At 60.6% G+C, this 16,928-nt stretch carries 14 protein-coding genes; all 14 read left to right on the top strand.

Translation table 11 applies throughout. The features are described from left to right. The first annotated feature begins 79 nt into the window (after positions 1–79). The 14 genes from leuC (at position 80) to purF (ending at position 16,754) form a co-directional block, all read left to right on the top strand. On the top strand, positions 80–1,498 hold the full coding sequence (leuC, locus tag D8U69_RS16335; RefSeq protein WP_056853712.1) for a 3-isopropylmalate dehydratase large subunit: 1,419 nt from the start codon (positions 80–82) through the stop codon (positions 1,496–1,498). 10 nt (positions 1,499–1,508) lie between these two features. Continuing rightward, positions 1,509–2,153, top strand: a complete 645-nt coding sequence (leuD, locus tag D8U69_RS16330; RefSeq protein WP_130907724.1) for a 3-isopropylmalate dehydratase small subunit — start codon at positions 1,509–1,511, stop codon at positions 2,151–2,153. A 151-nt stretch (positions 2,154–2,304) separates the two neighbouring features. Then, positions 2,305–3,072, top strand: a complete 768-nt coding sequence (locus D8U69_RS16325; protein ID WP_130907723.1) for a class I SAM-dependent methyltransferase — start codon at positions 2,305–2,307, stop codon at positions 3,070–3,072. Between the two features lie 69 nt (positions 3,073–3,141). Beyond that, positions 3,142–4,224, top strand: coding sequence for a 3-isopropylmalate dehydrogenase (gene leuB, locus D8U69_RS16320; RefSeq protein ID WP_130907722.1), 1,083 nt, complete (start codon positions 3,142–3,144; stop codon positions 4,222–4,224). A 68-nt stretch (positions 4,225–4,292) separates the two neighbouring features. Next, a complete protein-coding gene (gene asd / locus D8U69_RS16315; protein WP_056853708.1) occupies positions 4,293–5,405 on the top strand; it encodes an aspartate-semialdehyde dehydrogenase in 1,113 nt (370 codons plus the stop codon). A 272-nt stretch (positions 5,406–5,677) separates the two neighbouring features. After that, complete coding sequence (locus D8U69_RS16305; protein WP_130907720.1) at positions 5,678–6,688, top strand: aspartate-semialdehyde dehydrogenase; 1,011 nt, start codon at positions 5,678–5,680, stop codon at positions 6,686–6,688. A gap of 205 nt (positions 6,689–6,893) precedes the next feature. Then, on the top strand, positions 6,894–9,620 hold the full coding sequence (locus D8U69_RS16300; protein WP_130907719.1) for a FimV/HubP family polar landmark protein: 2,727 nt from the start codon (positions 6,894–6,896) through the stop codon (positions 9,618–9,620). 280 nt (positions 9,621–9,900) lie between these two features. Further along, positions 9,901–10,725: a tRNA pseudouridine(38-40) synthase TruA gene (gene truA / locus D8U69_RS16295; protein ID WP_130905381.1), complete on the top strand. Its 825-nt coding sequence runs from the start codon at positions 9,901–9,903 to the stop codon at positions 10,723–10,725. Positions 10,726–10,788: 63 nt separating this feature from the next. Next, positions 10,789–11,415, top strand: a complete 627-nt coding sequence (locus D8U69_RS16290) for a phosphoribosylanthranilate isomerase (protein ID WP_130907718.1) — start codon at positions 10,789–10,791, stop codon at positions 11,413–11,415. A gap of 238 nt (positions 11,416–11,653) precedes the next feature. Next, positions 11,654–12,574, top strand: coding sequence for an acetyl-CoA carboxylase, carboxyltransferase subunit beta (gene accD / locus D8U69_RS16285; RefSeq protein WP_056853703.1), 921 nt, complete (start codon positions 11,654–11,656; stop codon positions 12,572–12,574). After that, positions 12,571–13,878: a bifunctional tetrahydrofolate synthase/dihydrofolate synthase gene (gene folC / locus D8U69_RS16280; protein ID WP_130905371.1), complete on the top strand. Its 1,308-nt coding sequence runs from the start codon at positions 12,571–12,573 to the stop codon at positions 13,876–13,878. The genes accD and folC overlap by 4 nt, the downstream gene beginning before the upstream one ends. Further along, positions 13,862–14,548 (top strand): SPOR domain-containing protein, encoded by a 687-nt coding sequence (locus D8U69_RS16275; RefSeq protein ID WP_130907717.1) that lies wholly within the window; start codon positions 13,862–13,864, stop codon positions 14,546–14,548. The genes folC and D8U69_RS16275 overlap by 17 nt, the downstream gene beginning before the upstream one ends. A 98-nt stretch (positions 14,549–14,646) precedes the next feature. Next, a complete protein-coding gene (locus D8U69_RS16270) occupies positions 14,647–15,207 on the top strand; it encodes a CvpA family protein (RefSeq protein WP_056853700.1) in 561 nt (186 codons plus the stop codon). A 41-nt stretch (positions 15,208–15,248) separates the two neighbouring features. Beyond that, positions 15,249–16,754, top strand: a complete 1,506-nt coding sequence (gene purF / locus D8U69_RS16265; RefSeq protein ID WP_034150926.1) for an amidophosphoribosyltransferase — start codon at positions 15,249–15,251, stop codon at positions 16,752–16,754. Positions 16,755–16,928: the final 174 nt, after the last annotated feature.

Genomic DNA, 16,928 nt, shown 5'->3' with positions numbered 1-16,928 from the left:
GGATCAGCCTCACAAGCCAAAGGGTTATTGAAAATCTCAAAGCCCGGGGCATAGAAACAAGCTGATGAGGAAACGTCTGATGGCCGGCAAAACGCTCTACGACAAGCTCTGGGATTCGCATTTGGTCAAGCAGCGCGACGATGGCTCTGCGCTGATCTACATCGATCGTCACATCATCCACGAAGTGACCTCGCCGCAAGCCTTCGAAGGCCTGCGTCTGGCCGGGCGCAAGCCATGGCGCATCGATGCCAACATCGCGACCCCGGACCATAACGTACCGACCACTCCGGAGCGCAAGGGCGGCATCGAAGCCATTGCCGACCAGGTCTCGCGTTTGCAGGTTCAGACCCTCGACGACAACTGCGATGAATACGGCATCGTCGAGTTCAAGATGAACGACGTCCGCCAAGGCATCGTCCACGTCATCGGCCCTGAGCAGGGCGCAACCTTGCCGGGCATGACCGTGGTCTGCGGCGACTCCCATACCTCGACCCACGGCGCGTTCGGCGCTCTGGCCCACGGTATCGGCACGTCTGAGGTCGAGCACGTGCTTGCCACTCAGTGCCTGGTCGCCAAGAAAATGAAAAACATGCTGGTGCGTGTCGAAGGGCAATTGCCGTTCGGCGTGACCGCCAAGGACATCGTTCTTGCCGTCATCGGCAAGATCGGCACCGCGGGCGGTAACGGCCATGCCATCGAATTCGCCGGCAGCGCGATTCGCGACCTGTCCGTCGAAGGCCGCATGACCATTTGCAACATGTCCATCGAGGCCGGCGCTCGTGTAGGCCTGGTGGCCGCCGACGAAAAAACCGTGGCCTACGTCAAGGGCCGTCCGTTCGCTCCGAAAGGCGCGGAATGGGACTTGGCCGTCGAAGCCTGGAAAGACCTGGTGTCTGACGCCGATGCCAAGTTCGACACCGTCGTCGAACTCGATGCAACCCGGATCAAGCCGCAAGTCAGCTGGGGCACTTCGCCCGAGATGGTGCTGGCCGTGGATCAGAACGTGCCGGACCCTGCGAAGGAAATGGACCTGGTCAAGCGTGGTTCCATCGAACGCGCCTTGAAGTACATGGGTTTGACCGCCAATCAGGCGATCACCGACATTCAGCTCGACCGCGTATTCATCGGCTCCTGCACCAACTCGCGCATCGAAGATTTGCGCGCTGCGGCCGTGATCGCCAAGGGCCGCAAGGTGGCTTCGACCATCAAGCAGGCCATCGTGGTGCCGGGCTCGGGTCTGGTGAAGGCGCAGGCTGAATCGGAAGGCCTGGACAAGATTTTCCTCGACGCCGGTTTCGAATGGCGCGAGCCGGGTTGCTCGATGTGCCTGGCGATGAACCCGGACCGTTTGGAAAGTGGCGAGCATTGCGCCTCGACTTCCAACCGTAACTTCGAAGGCCGTCAGGGTGCCGGTGGTCGTACTCACCTGGTCAGCCCGGCCATGGCCGCCGCCGCCGCTGTGAACGGTCGTTTCGTCGACGTCCGTGAATTGATCTAAGGAGCGCAGCATGAAAGCTTTTACCCAGCACACTGGACTTGTCGCGCCTCTGGATCGTGCCAACGTCGACACCGACCAGATCATTCCGAAGCAATTTCTGAAGTCGATCAAACGCACCGGTTTCGGTCCGAACCTGTTCGATGAATGGCGTTATCTGGATGTGGGCCAACCGTATCAGGACAACTCCAAGCGTCCGCTGAACAAGGACTTCGTGCTCAATGCCGAGCGTTACCAAGGCGCCAGCGTGTTGTTGGCCCGCGAGAACTTCGGTTGCGGCTCCAGTCGTGAACACGCGCCATGGGCGCTGGAAGAGTACGGTTTCCGCAGCATCATCGCGCCAAGCTACGCCGACATCTTCTTCAACAACAGCTTCAAGAACGGCTTGCTGCCGATCATCTTGAGCGATGCCGAAGTCGATGAACTGTTCAAGCAGGTCGAAGCCGAACCGGGTTATCAGTTGCAGATCGATCTGCAAGCCCAGACCGTGACCCGCCCGGATGGCAAGGTGTTGAGTTTCGAAATCGACGCGTTCCGCAAACACTGCCTGCTCAACGGCCTGGACGATATCGGCCTGACCTTGCAGGACGGCGATGCGATTGCAGCGTTTGAAGCCAAACACCGTGTGAGCCAGCCGTGGTTGTTCCGCGACGCTTGATCCGAAATCGATGTAGCCAGGGCCGGCCTCATCGCGAGCAAGCTCAGCTCCTACAGGTTTTGTGAGCGCCACAGACTTGTAGGAGCAAAGCTTGCTCGCGATGACGACGGCCCAGGCACTACAAGACTAGACCCCGAAAAAGGAAGTCCCCATGACCAGCACCGCCCAGCACAGTCAGGTAGTCCAGAAGCAATTCGGTGAACAGGCCGCCGCCTACCTGAGCAGCGCCGTACACGCTCAAGGCACTGAATTTGCGCTGCTACAGGCCGAGCTGGCGGGGCAGGGCGATGCCCGGGTGCTGGATCTGGGCTGCGGCGCCGGCCACGTCAGTTTTCACGTCGCTTCGCTGGTGAAAGAAGTGGTGGCCTACGACCTGTCGCAGCAGATGCTCGACGTGGTCGCTGCCGCTGCCGTCGATCGTGGCTTGAGCAACGTGATCACGGTTAACGGCGCCGCCGAACGCTTGCCGTTTGCCGATGGCGAGTTCGACTTCGTGTTCAGCCGTTATTCGGCGCACCACTGGAGCGATCTTGGCCTGGCCTTGCGCGAAGTGCGCCGGGTATTGAAACCGGGTGGCGTGGCGGCGTTCGTCGACGTGTTGTCACCGGGCAGCCCGTTGTTCGACACTTACCTGCAAAGCGTCGAAGTGCTGCGCGACACCAGCCATGTGCGCGATTATTCTGCTGGCGAGTGGTTGCGGCAGGTCAGCGAGGCGGGGTTGCATACCCGCAGCACTAGTCGTCAGCGGCTACGTCTGGAATACAACAGCTGGGTCGAGCGCATGCGTACACCTGAAGTGATGCGCGCGGCGATCCGCGAATTGCAGCAATCGATGGGCAACGAAGTACGCGAATATTTTCAGATTGAGGCCGATGGTTCGTTCAGCACCGATGTGCTGGTGCTGATGGCTGAACGATAAGCGTCGAACGATAAGCATTTTTCCGGGCGCGCCGGTTGATGGCGCGCCGACAGAAGACATGAGGAAAGCATGAGCAAGCAGATTCTGATTCTCCCAGGCGACGGTATTGGCCCGGAAATCATGGCCGAAGCGGTCAAAGTGCTGGAATTGGCCAGCGACAAGTTCGACCTGGGCTTCGAGCTGAGCCATGACGTGATCGGTGGCGCGGCCATCGACAAGCACGGCGTGCCGCTGGCCGACGAAACCCTGGAGCGTGCCCGCGCAGCCGATGCCGTGCTGCTGGGCGCCGTTGGCGGCCCAAAATGGGATGCCATTGAGCGTGACATCCGCCCTGAGCGTGGTCTGCTGAAAATCCGTGCGCAATTGGGTCTGTTCGGTAACCTGCGCCCGGCGATCCTGTACCCGCAATTGGCCGAAGCCTCCAGCCTGAAGCCGGAAATCGTTGCCGGCCTGGACATCCTGATCGTTCGCGAGCTGACCGGCGGCATCTACTTCGGCGCGCCACGCGGCACCCGCACCCTGGAAAACGGCGAGCGTCAGTCCTACGACACCCTGCCGTACAGTGAAAGCGAAATACGCCGCATCGCCCGCGTCGGCTTCGACATGGCCATGGTGCGTGGCAAGAAGCTGTGCTCGGTGGACAAGGCCAACGTATTGGCGTCCAGCCAACTGTGGCGTGAAATTGTCGAGGAAGTGGCCAAGGATTACCCTGAAGTCGAACTGAGCCACATGTACGTCGACAACGCCGCCATGCAGTTGGTGCGTGCGCCCAAGCAGTTCGATGTGATCGTCACCGACAACATGTTCGGCGACATTCTGTCCGACCAGGCGTCGATGCTCACCGGTTCCATCGGTATGCTGCCTTCGGCGTCCCTGGACACCAACAACAAAGGCATGTACGAGCCGTGCCACGGTTCGGCGCCGGACATCGCGGGCAAAGGCATTGCCAACCCGCTGGCGACCATTTTGTCGGTTTCGATGATGCTGCGTTACAGCTTCAACCAGCAGGTCGCGGCCGATGCCATCGAACAAGCCGTCAGCCTGGTGCTGGATCAAGGTTTGCGCACGGGCGACATCTGGTCGGCCGGTTGCACTAAAGTCGGGACGCAGGAAATGGGTGACGCAGTAGTCGCCGCGCTGCGGAATCTGTAATCTCTCGGGCCCGCTGCCCATTTCACCCCTGAAAGCAGCGGCCCACATTTCAAGAAGGTGTAGTTGCGATGAAACGTGTAGGTCTGATCGGTTGGCGCGGTATGGTCGGTTCCGTGCTCATGCAGCGGATGCTGGAAGAGCAGGATTTCGATCTTATCGAACCGGTGTTTTTCACCACTTCCAATGTCGGTGGCCAAGGCCCGTCCGTGGGCAAGGACATTGCTCCGCTCAAGGACGCTTACAGCATTGAAGAGCTGAAAACCCTCGACGTGATTCTGACCTGCCAGGGTGGCGACTACACCAGCGAAGTCTTCCCGAAACTGCGCGAAGCCGGCTGGCAGGGTTACTGGATCGACGCCGCTTCCAGCCTGCGCATGCAGGATGACGCGGTCATCGTACTGGACCCGGTCAACCGCAAGGTCATCGACCAGCAGCTGGACGCGGGTACCAAGAACTACATCGGCGGCAACTGCACCGTCAGCCTGATGCTGATGGGCCTGGGTGGCCTGTTCGAAGCCGGTCTGGTCGAGTGGATGAGCGCCATGACTTACCAGGCGGCTTCCGGTGCCGGCGCACAGAACATGCGTGAGCTGATCAAGCAGATGGGCGCAACCCACGCCGCTGTCGCTGATCAACTGGCCGATCCGGCCAGCGCGATCCTCGACATCGACCGTCGAGTGGCCGAAGCCATGCGCAGCGACGCGTACCCGACCGAAAACTTCGGCGTACCGTTGGCCGGCAGCCTGATCCCGTGGATCGACAAGGAACTGCCAAACGGTCAAAGCCGCGAAGAGTGGAAAGCCCAAGCCGAAACCAACAAGATCCTCGGTCGCTTCAAGAGCCCGATCCCGGTGGATGGCATCTGCGTGCGCATCGGCGCCATGCGCTGCCACAGCCAGGCGTTGACCATCAAGCTGAACAAAGACGTGCCGATTGCTGATATCGAAGGTCTGATCAGCCAGCACAACCCATGGGTCAAGCTGGTGCCGAACAACCGCGATGCGAGCATCCAGGAGCTGAGCCCGAACAAGGTCACCGGCACCCTGAACATTCCGGTTGGCCGTCTGCGCAAGCTGAACATGGGCTCGCAGTTCGTCGGCGCGTTCACCGTTGGCGACCAACTGCTGTGGGGCGCGGCCGAGCCGCTGCGTCGCATGTTGCGGATTCTGCTTGAGCGTTGATCGATAGCTGCAATGAAAGAACCCGTGCCTTGAAGGAGGTGCGGGTTTTTTTATCCCCACCGATCATTCCCACGCCCCGCGTCCGATCGTTCCCACGCTCTGCGTGGGAATGCCGCCATGGACGCTCTGCGTCCGCTGTCGAGGCTGTGACGCGGAGCGTCACGGGATGCATTCCCACGCAGAGCGTGGGAACGATCGTGGTGGGCAGAAATTGCCTGTACACCCACCACCCGGTAAAGTGCCGCTCCCGCCGTTTCGCCAGAGGTAGAACCATGAGCCAGTCCATTGATATTGCCGTGATCGGCGCCACCGGTACTGTCGGCGAAACGCTGGTGCAGATACTCGAAGAGCGCGATTTCCCGGTCGGCGACCTGCACCTGTTGGCCAGCAGTGAGTCCGCTGGCAGTTCGGTGCCGTTCCGGGGCAAGAATGTGCGGGTGCGAGAGGTCGATGAGTTCGACTTCGGCAAGGTGCAGCTGGTGTTCTTCGCCGCAGGTCCGGCGGCCAGCTTGAGTTTCGCCTCCCGTGCCGCGGCGGCCGGTTGCTCGATCATCGACCTGTCCGGCGCCTTGCCCGCCGATCAGGCGCCGCAAGTGGTGCCGGAAGCCAATGCCCAAGTGCTGGCTGGCCTGAAAAAACCGTTTCAGGTCAGCAGCCCGAGTCCGTCGGCCACCACATTGGCGGTGGTGCTGGCGCCGCTGCTGGATTTGCTCGACTTGCAGCGCATCAACCTGACCGCCAACCTGGCAGTGTCTGCCCAAGGCCGTGAAGCGGTGAGCGAACTGGCGCGACAGACCGCCGAACTGCTCAACGTGCGTCCACTGGAACCCAAATTCTTCGATCGGCAGATGGCTTTCAATTTGCTGGCGCAAGTCGGCAAGCCGGACGAGCAGGGCCATACACTTCTGGAAAAACGCCTGGTGCGTGAACTGCGTCAGGTGCTGGCGCTGCCTTCGCTGAAAATTTCTGTCACTTGCATTCAAGCCCCGGTGTTTTTTGGCGATAGCTTTAGCGTGACCCTGCAGTCTGCAAGCACCATCGATCTGGTGAAAGTCAATGCCGCGCTGGAGGATGCACCCGGTATCGAACTGGTCGAGGCGGGTGATTACCCGACACCGGTCGGCGATGCGGTAGGGCAGGATGTGGTCTACGTTGGTCGGGTTCGCCACGGTATCGACGACCTGTCGGAACTTAATTTGTGGCTGACGTCAGATAACGTACGCAAAGGGGCCGCGCTCAATGCTGTGCAGCTGGCCGAATTGTTGATAAAAGACCTGCTGTAAAAGATACTTGGCAACAATTTTCGAATGATTCCGGGTCGGCGTCATGCTTGCCGGGATGCTGAAGGTCAGCCACCCTGCGGGGCTTTCCGGGGCATGCACGAAACAATCGCGCGCGACGACCCTTCGTCGCCGCGCGCAATGCCTTACGGCAGCGACTATCAACACCTTCTCGCTGGCCGAGGAATGTTCAAACTAAGGATGAGCTATGGTTCAAGTTCGCAAACTGGTGTTAGCAATAGCGGCCGCCTCGGCGCTGTCCTCCGGTATGGCGCATGCCCTCGGGCTCGGGGAGCTGACCCTGAAATCGACGCTGAACCAGCCGTTGGTGGCGGAAATCGAATTGCTGGACGTCAAGGAACTCACCGCTGCCGAAGTGGTGCCGAGCCTGGCTTCACCTGAAGATTTCGCCAAGGCCGGTGTCGATCGCCAGGCGTTTCTCAACGACCTGACGTTTACCCCTGTGCTGAACGCCAGCGGCAAAAGCATTCTGCGTGTGACCTCCAGCAAACCACTCTCTGAACCGATGGTGAAATTCCTGGTTCAGGTGATGTGGCCAAACGGTCGCCTGCTACGCGATTACAGCGTGCTGCTCGATCCTTCCAAATTCTCGCCGCAGACCGCTGAAGCGGCTGCGCAACCTGCACCGACCGGCACCACGCCGGTCACCGCTGCGACCAAACCGTCCGAATACACCACCACGTCGCGCGATACCCTGTGGGAAATCGCGGCGAAGGCGCGTAATGGCGGTTCGATTCAACAAACCATGCTGGCCATCCAGGCGCTGAACCCGGACGCTTTTATCGACGGCAACATTAACCGGCTTAAAACCGGCCAAGTGTTGCGTCTGCCGGATCAGGCGCAGAGCACCAGCCTGGCGCAACCCAAAGCCATGGCCGAAGTCGCTGCGCAGAACACCGCCTGGCGCCAGGGCCGCCGCTATGTAGCGAAGCCTGGAACCGGGCAGCAGCAACTTGATGCCACTAATCGTGGCCGTGGCGAAGCCGTGTCCACGCAAGCCGGCCGGGACAACCTGAGCCTGGTTTCCGCTGAATCCGGCAAGGCTGCGGGCAAGGGGCCGGCAGGCGATGCCAAGGCCCTGAGTAACAAACTCGCGGTCACCCAGGAAAGCCTTGATACGACGCGTCGTGACAACGCTGAACTGAAAAGCCGCATGACCGATCTGCAAAGCCAGTTGAACAAGCTGCAGCGTTTGATCGAACTGAAGAACAATCAACTGGCCAAGTTGCAAGCCGAAGGTGCAGCGGGTGCGCCGGCTGCGGCAACAGCGCCTGCCATCACGGCGGAACTGGCGGCGGACCCGGCGGCGGCACCTGCCGAAGCAACCCCGGCACCAGCACCTGCGGCGGCTGCGCCTGAAACCGCTCCAGCGCCAACCGAGCAACCGGTTGAGCCGGCGCCTGCTGTCTCCGACGAGCAGAAATTCAACGAACTGCTGACCAATCCGTGGTTGTTGGGCCTGGCGGGTGGCGGGGCAGTGGTTGTGTTGCTCTTGCTGCTGTTGCTGGCACGTCGCCGCAAAGCTCAACAGGAAGCCGAGAAACATCTGCGCATGGCTCGCGCCTTGTCCGAAGAGCAGGAGTTTTCTGCTGATCTCGACTTGCCTGAAAGCAGCTTCGAAGGCCTGGAGGTTCCACCGCCAAGCGTGAATCTTGCGACTGCTCCGGCACCCGCGCCAGCCCCAGCCCCGGCGCCGGTGATTACGCCGGTCGTGGTAACGCCACCGATTGCCGCGCCACTGGTCTCGCCGGCGGCCGAGCGCTCCGACGACGTGTTGGGTCAAGCCCAGTCGCACATCGCAGCCGGTCGTCTCAATCAGGCTGCCGCGTTGCTGGAAGAGGGCGTCAAGCAAGAGCCGCAGCGCAGTGATCTACGCCTCAAACTGATGGAAGTCTACGGTTTGCAGGGCGACCGCGATGCCTTCGTGGTTCAGGAACGTCAACTGGTGGCCAACGGCGACAACTTCGCCCAGGTCGAAAAACTGAAAAGCCGTTTCCCGGCCATGGCGCTGGTTGCGGCGGGCGGTATCGCCGCGGCGGCGGCCGCTGCCGAACTGGACGCACAATACGTCAAGGACCTGTTGCTGGACGAGCCGCAAGCACCAGAACCGACACCGGCCGACGATGACTTCGACAGCGCTTTCGATCTGAGCCTCGACGATCTGGAAAACGTGGCGCCGGTAGCGGCCCCAGCCGACCCAGCGCCGGCTGGTGACGATCTCGACAGCGCCTTCGACCTCAGTCTCGATGATCTGGACAACATCACCCCGGTAGCCGCTCCGCCAGCACCTGTGGTGGAGCCCGAGCCGGCCGCGACCCTGGACGAACTTGAAGATTTCCCGCTGGACGACGATCTGAGCTTCGAGTCGGTGCTGCAGCAGCAGACGGAAATCAAGGACAACCTGGGTGACCTGTCGGATTTCGACCTGGACATGGATCTCGGTGGCGAGCCGTCTCCGGCCCTGCTGGCGGAAGACGATTTCCTGCTGGATCTGGACGCAGACGTGAAGGACCTGCCATCGGTCGACACTCCCGCAGTGGCCGAAGCTCCGCTGGATGACCTGGAACTGCCAGCCGATTTCGACTTGTCATTGGCCGATGAGATGGACGCTCCAACCACTCCGGATGCATTCGAATCCGAGCTGGATGACGTCAACGCCGAGCTGGATCGCCTGTCACAGAGCATCAGTGAGCCAACCTTCACCGTGGACGATGCCCTGGCGACAGTGGACGACGAGCCGGATTTCGATTTCCTGTCCGGTACCGATGAGGTCGCGACCAAGCTCGATCTGGCCCAGGCCTACATCGACATGGGCGACAACGACGGCGCCCGGGACATCCTCAATGAGGTGGTGACCGAAGGTGATGACGGTCAGAAGAGCGAAGCCAAGGAAATGCTTTCGCGTTTGGCTTGAGTCAATCGTTGCAAATGAAACGGCAGCCCACTCGAGGCTGCCGTTTTTGTTTCAGGCGGTCGTTTCGATGTTGTCTTTCAGGGCCTCATCGCGGGCAAGCCCACTCCCACAGGTTTTGCGGTTGACATAAATCCCTGTGGGAGCGGGCTTGCCCGCGATGAGGCCGGAACAGTCACAGGATATCTACTGGCATCCCCGGCCGAGCACCTTATAATGCCTGCCTTTGCGTACTTCAGCAGGCTGTTCCCCCTTGGCAAATATTGATAACCCGGCTGCTGAAATGGCGGCCGACGGCTTTTTCCGGATCGCACTGGGTGTTGAATACAAAGGTTCGCGTTATCGCGGCTGGCAGCGCCAGGCTTCCGGTGTGCTCACCGTGCAGGAAACCCTCGAAAACGCCTTGTCCAAAGTCGCCGATTCACCGGTTTCGCTGCTGTGCGCCGGGCGAACCGATGCCGGTGTGCATGCCTGCGGGCAAGTGGTGCATTTTGATACCCAGGTCGAGCGTTCGATGAAAGCCTGGGTCATGGGCGCCAACATCAACTTGCCCCACGATGTCAGCGTCAGCTGGGCCAAGGCCATGCCGGCGCACTTCCATGCGCGGTTCAAAGCCATCGCTCGCCGTTATCGCTATGTCATCTACAACGATCAGATCCGCCCGGCGCACCTGAACGAAGAGATCACCTGGAACCACCGTCCGCTGGACGTCGAGCGTATGGCCGAGGCGGCGCAGTACCTGGTGGGCACCCATGATTTCAGCGCTTTCCGCGCCGGTCAGTGCCAGGCCAAGTCGCCGATCAAGGAGCTGCATCACCTGCGCGTGACGCGCCACGGCAAGATGATCGTGCTGGATATCCGCGCCAGTGCCTTCCTGCACCACATGGTGCGCAACATCGCCGGTGTGCTGATGACCATCGGTGCTGGTGAGCGCCCGGTGGAGTGGATGAAGGAAGTACTGGAGAGCCGTATCCGTCGAACGGGCGGGGTGACGGCACATCCGTTTGGCCTTTATCTGGTGCAAGTCGAGTACCACGATGAGTTCGAACTGCCCGAGCGTTACATCGGGCCGCATTTCCTTACCGGGTTCTCCGAACTTGACGGCTGACGCCCTCGAACGCTTTTGTTACCATCCGGGACTTTCTCGGATTTGCCGTGAGGTTTTAACGACATGTCAGCCGTTCGCAGCAAGATTTGCGGGATTACCCGCATAGAAGATGCGTTGGCAGCGGTCGAAGCCGGGGCCGACGCCATAGGGTTTGTGTTTTACGCAAAAAGCCCGCGGGCTGTGACGCTGGAGCAGGCGCGCTCGATCATCAAGGCACTGCCACCGTTTGTCACGACTGTTGGATTGTTCGTCGATGCCAGTCACGCCGAACTGGCTGAGATCCTCGATGCGGTGCCGTTGGACCTGTTGCAGTTTCATGGTGATGAAACAGCAGCGCAGTGCGAAGGCTGGCGGCATCCATATATCAAGGCGTTGCGGGTCAAGGCCGGTGATGACATTGCGGTCGCTTGCGACGCTTACCCGAGTGCCAGCGGTATTTTGCTCGATGCCTATGTCGAAGGCATCCCCGGGGGAACCGGTGAAGCCTTCGACTGGTCATTGATACCGCAAGCCTTGAGCAAGCCGATTATTCTGGCGGGTGGACTGACCCCGGATAACGTCGCCGAGGCAGTGGCGCGGGTCCGGCCCTACGCCGTGGATGTCAGCGGCGGGGTAGAGGCGAGCAAGGGCATCAAGGATCATGCAAAGATTCACGCCTTCATCAAGGCTGTTGCAGGGGCTGTCGAGTGAAACCAGGCTGCGATCTTTTGATCCGGTTTGCGATGTGACGGCTGGCACACTGCCGCCGTCTTTAACTGCACTTGCAAAAAGCAGGCAGGGCTGAGGGTTTTCGCAGTTGCACGCAGGTCAAGTTTCGCGCTGACCGTGTGCGCTCGACGATCATCGCCACACATATGAATTTAGCTCAAGGGCATACGCGGGGCTGCGAACCAGAGCGTTCGGGCCGCCGGTACTGGAGAAAGAAAGCATGAGCAACTGGTTAGTAGACAAACTGATCCCTTCGATCATGCGTTCCGAGGTCAAGAAGAGCTCGGTGCCTGAAGGTCTTTGGCACAAGTGCCCGTCTTGCGAGGCTGTGCTGTATCGTCCGGAGCTGGAAAAGACCCTGGACGTTTGCCCCAAGTGCAACCACCACATGCGTATCGGCGCCCGCGCCCGTATCGATATTTTCCTCGATGTCGAAGGCCGTACCGAACTCGGTGCGGACCTGGAGCCGGTCGACCGCCTGAAATTCCGTGACGGCAAGAAGTACAAGGATCGCCTGACCGCTGCACAAAAGCAGACCGGCGAAAAAGATGCGCTGGTGTCCATGAGCGGTACGCTGCTGGGCATGCCGGTCGTGGTGTCGGCGTTCGAATTCTCCTTCATGGGCGGTTCGATGGGTGCCATCGTCGGTGAGCGCTTCGTGCGCGCCGCCAACTACGCCCTGGAAAAACGCTGCCCGATGATCTGCTTCTCCGCCTCCGGTGGTGCGCGGATGCAGGAAGCGCTGATTTCCCTGATGCAAATGGCCAAGACCTCCGCGGTGCTGGCGCGTCTGCGTGAAGAAGGCATTCCGTTCATCTCGGTACTGACCGATCCGGTCTACGGTGGTGTTTCTGCCAGTCTGGCGATGCTCGGCGACGTTATCGTCGGCGAACCGAAAGCCCTGATCGGCTTTGCCGGTCCGCGCGTGATCGAGCAGACCGTGCGCGAAAAACTGCCGGAAGGCTTCCAGCGCAGCGAGTTCCTGCTGGAGCACGGCGCGATCGACATGATCATTCACCGTCAGGAACTGCGCCCACGCCTGGGTAACCTGCTGGCGCAAATGATGGGCCTGCCGACGCCGAAATTCGTCGCTGCACCAATCGAACCGATCGTCGTCCCACCGGTGCCTGCCAATATATGACCCAACGTACCCTTGGCGAGTGGCTCGCCTACCTTGAGCAGTTGCACCCTTCGGCCATCGACATGGGCCTTGAGCGCTCGCAACAGGTAGCGTCCCGCATGGGACTGGGCAAGCCGGCGCCTCGGGTGATCACGGTCACCGGCACCAACGGCAAGGGCTCCACCTGTGCGTTTGTGGCTTCATTGCTGCGCGCCCAGGGCCTGAAAGTCGGTGTCTACAATTCTCCGCACCTGCTGCGTTACAACGAGCGGGTGCAGGTCAATGGCGTCGAAGCCACTGACGCCGAACTGTGCCAGGCCTTCGCTGCGGTGGAGGCGGGGCGTGGTGACACTTCCCTGACTTACTTCGAAATGGGCACATTGGCCGCGTTCTGGCTGTTTCAACAGTCCGGGCTCGATGCTGTGGTGCTGGAAGTCGGTCTAGGCGGGCGCCTGGATACGGTCAATGTGGTCGATGCCGATATGGCGCTGGTCACCAGCATTGGCGTCGATCATGCGGATTACCTGGGTGATACCCGCGAATCCGTGGCCTTCGAGAAGGCTGGTATCTTCCGCCAGGGCGCGCCTGCGCTGTGTGGCGACCTCAATCCCCCGCAACCCCTGCTGGACAAAGCGCGCGAGCTTGCCTGCCCGTTTTTCCTGCGTGGGCGCGATTTCGATCTCGGGGTCACCGATCACAACTGGCAATGGCGCGGCCTGGACATTCAGGGGCACGCCGTCGAGTTGCACGACCTGCCGCTGCTCGATTTGCCGATGGAGAATGCGGCGCTCGCCTTGCAGGCGTATCTGTTGCTGGGTCTGCCGTGGGTCGATGCGCAGATTGTCCAGGCGCTGCAAGCGACGCGGGTGGTCGGTCGTCTCGATCGCCGGCAGTTCAACTGGCAGGGCAAGCGTCTTAATCTGTTACTGGACGTGGGGCATAACCCCCATGCGGCGGAGTATCTGGCCCGGCGATTGGCCAGTCGTCCTCCGGTTGGCAAACGCCTGGCGGTGTTCGGATTGCTGGCCGACAAGGATCTGGATGGTGTTATTGGCGAATTGAATGCTAGTGTCGAGCACTGGGCTGTCGCTCCGCTGGATTCGCCACGGGCGCGGCCGGTGGCCGATCTGCAAGATGCGCTACTCAAGCGCGGTGCGTCGGTAGCATGCTATGACAGCGTGGCGGCCGCCCTGGAAGGGCAGTGCGCGCTGGCAACGAGCGACGATGAAATATTGTTGTTCGGATCATTTTATTGTGTCGCCGAGGCCCTTGAGTGGCTGGCTCGGCGCTCCACGGAGGAAGCGGCAAATGGCATTGCTGGATAAGGCCTACAAACAGCGCATGGTTGGCGCGCTCGTACTCGTCGCACTGGCCGTGATTTTCCTGCCGATGCTGTTCTCCCGTCAGGATGAGCAGCGCCAGGTAACGGTCGAAGCCCCGTCCGCCCCTCAGGCGCCAGCGATGCCGCAGGTTCAAGTGGAGCCGGTCGTAGTGCCCGAGCCGCAAGCCTTGCCGCAAGAACCTGTGCCGAGCGACGACGAAATCGCCCAGCAAGAACTACCGGTTACAGCGCCTGCACCTGCTGCACCGGCTGCACCGGTCGCTCCCGCGCCAACGGCAAAACCGGTCACGCCGCCGCCTGCGCCGGCACCGGTTCCGGCATTGGCCGCGAAGCCGGCGACTGCGCCGTCCCAACCAATCAGCGCGGCACCGGGTAAGCCAGACACCACGCAAAGCCGTGTCGACGCCAATGGTCTGTCGGTGAGTTGGTCGGTGCAACTGGCCAGCCTGGCCAACCGTGAAAGCGCGGAAAAGCTGCAGAAAACCCTGCGCAGCCAAGGCTACAACGCCTATATCCGCACTGCCGACGGCAAGAATCGGGTGTTTGTCGGGCCGCTGATCGAACGCGCCGAAGCCGATCGTCTGCGCGACTTGTTGAATCGCCAGCAGAACCTCAAGGGGTTCGTGGTGCGCTTTCAGCCAGAACGCGGCTAAATCTATCGCAGCGATTTGAAATGCACTGACAATCGCAGCTTACCGATAAGCATGGGCTCTGCTAAAATGCGCCGCCTTATCCGTCTGTAGGCTGCACTGTGCCATTTACCTGGGTTGACTGGGCGATCGTTGCAATCGTCGCCATCTCTGCATTGATCAGTCTGAGCCGCGGCTTCGTCAAAGAAGCACTGTCGCTGGTGACCTGGATCATCGCAGGAGCTGTTGCCTGGATGTTTGGTGGCTCACTGTCCGAGTACCTCGCCGGATATATCCAGACGCCATCGGCTCGCGTGATCGCGGGCTGCACCATCATGTTTGTCGCCACCCTGGTGGTGGGCGCAATGATCAATTATCTGATCGGCGAATTGGTACGGGTCACCGGGTTGTCCGGGACCGATCGATTCCTCGGCATGGCCTTCGGCGCCGCGCGTGGCGTGTTGCTGGTGGTCGTGGCGGTCGGGCTGTTGAGCCTGGGGCCGGTACAGCAGGACGAGTGGTGGCAGCAGTCACAGCTCGTGCCAAAATTTCTATTGGTCGCCGACTGGTCCAAAAACCTGATCCTCGGGTGGAGCAGTCAGTGGCTTGCCAGCGGAATCAGCGTACCCGCTGATATTCCGTTCAAGGAGCACCTCTTGCCGACGGCCAAAACGCCTCAGTGAGTTGTGTTCAGTTCAGATCCATTAAGTAGGGGTTGCGTCGCATGTGTGGCATCGTCGGTATCGTCGGTAAGTCGAACGTCAATCAGGCGCTGTATGACGCGCTAACCGTCCTCCAGCACCGCGGCCAGGACGCTGCCGGTATCGTGACCAGCCATGATGGCCGGTTATTCCTGCGCAAGGACAATGGCCTGGTACGTGACGTTTTCCATCAGCGTCACATGCAACGGCTGGTCGGCCACATGGGCATTGGCCATGTGCGTTATCCGACCGCGGGCAGCTCGACTTCGGCCGAAGCTCAACCGTTTTACGTCAACTCGCCTTACGGCATCACTTTGGCGCACAACGGTAACCTGACCAACGTTGAACAGCTGGCCAAGGAGATTTACGAATCTGACCTGCGCCACGTCAACACCAGCTCTGACTCGGAAGTACTGCTTAACGTGTTCGCCCACGAACTGGCCCAGCGCGGCAAGTTGCAGCCGACCGAAGAAGACGTGTTTGCTGCCGTGACCGACGTGCACAACCGTTGCGTCGGTGGTTACGCTGTCGTGGCGATGGTCACCGGCTACGGCATCGTCGGCTTCCGCGATCCGCACGGCATCCGCCCGATCGTGTTTGGCCAGCGTCATACCGACGAAGGCGTTGAGTACATGATTGCTTCCGAAAGCGTTTCCCTCGACGTGCTCGGTTTTACCTTGATTCGCGACCTGGCGCCGGGCGAAGCGGTCTACATCACTGAAGACGGCAAGCTGCACACCCGTCAGTGCGCGACCAACCCGTCCCTGACACCGTGCATTTTCGAACACGTTTACCTGGCGCGCCCTGACTCGATCATCGACGGTGTTTCGGTATACAAGGCCCGCCTGCGCATGGGCGAGAAGCTCGCCGAGAAGATTCTGCGCGAGCGTCCTGAGCATGACATCGACGTGGTTATCCCGATTCCGGACACCAGCCGCACCGCGGCCCTGGAACTGGCCAACCATTTGGGCGTGAAGTTCCGCGAAGGCTTCGTGAAGAACCGCTACATCGGCCGGACCTTCATCATGCCGGGCCAGGCTGCACGGAAAAAATCCGTACGCCAGAAGCTCAACGCCATCGAACTGGAATTCCGCGGCAAGAACGTGATGCTGGTGGACGACTCGATCGTGCGCGGCACCACCTGCAAGCAGATCATCCAGATGGCTCGTGAAGCGGGCGCCAAGAACGTCTACTTCTGCTCGGCTGCACCGGCCGTGCGTTTCCCGAACGTCTACGGCATCGACATGCCGAGCGCCCACGAACTGATCGCCCACAACCGTTCGACCCAGGACGTGGCCGACCTGATCGGCGCCGACTGGCTGATCTATCAGGACTTGCCTGACTTGATCGAAGCGGTCGGTGGCGGCAAGATCAAGATCGACAAGTTCGATTGCGCTGTGTTCGATGGCCAGTATGTGACTGGCGATGTCGACGAGGCTTATCTGAACAAGATCGAGCAGGCACGCAACGATGCCTCCAAGGTCAAGACCCAGGCAGTCAGCGCGATCATCGACCTGTACAACAACTAAGTAAGAACCGGCCTTGTAGGAGCGAGGCTTGCCCGCGAAGCTTTTGGCGTCCCCAAGGGACTCTTCGCGGGCAAGCCTCGCTCCTGCGGGCCGGTTTTGTATCTACCATCGAATAGGGCAAGGAGTGACAGCATGAGTCAGGATTGGGATGCCGGTCGGTTGGACAGCGACCTC

Source organism: Pseudomonas sp. Sample_16 (genome assembly GCF_004307665.1).
In the GTDB taxonomy this organism is placed as follows: Bacteria; Pseudomonadota; Gammaproteobacteria; order Pseudomonadales; family Pseudomonadaceae; genus Aquipseudomonas.
Note: the sequence above shows the minus strand (reverse complement) of the source record. Positions and strands in the feature narration are given on the sequence as shown.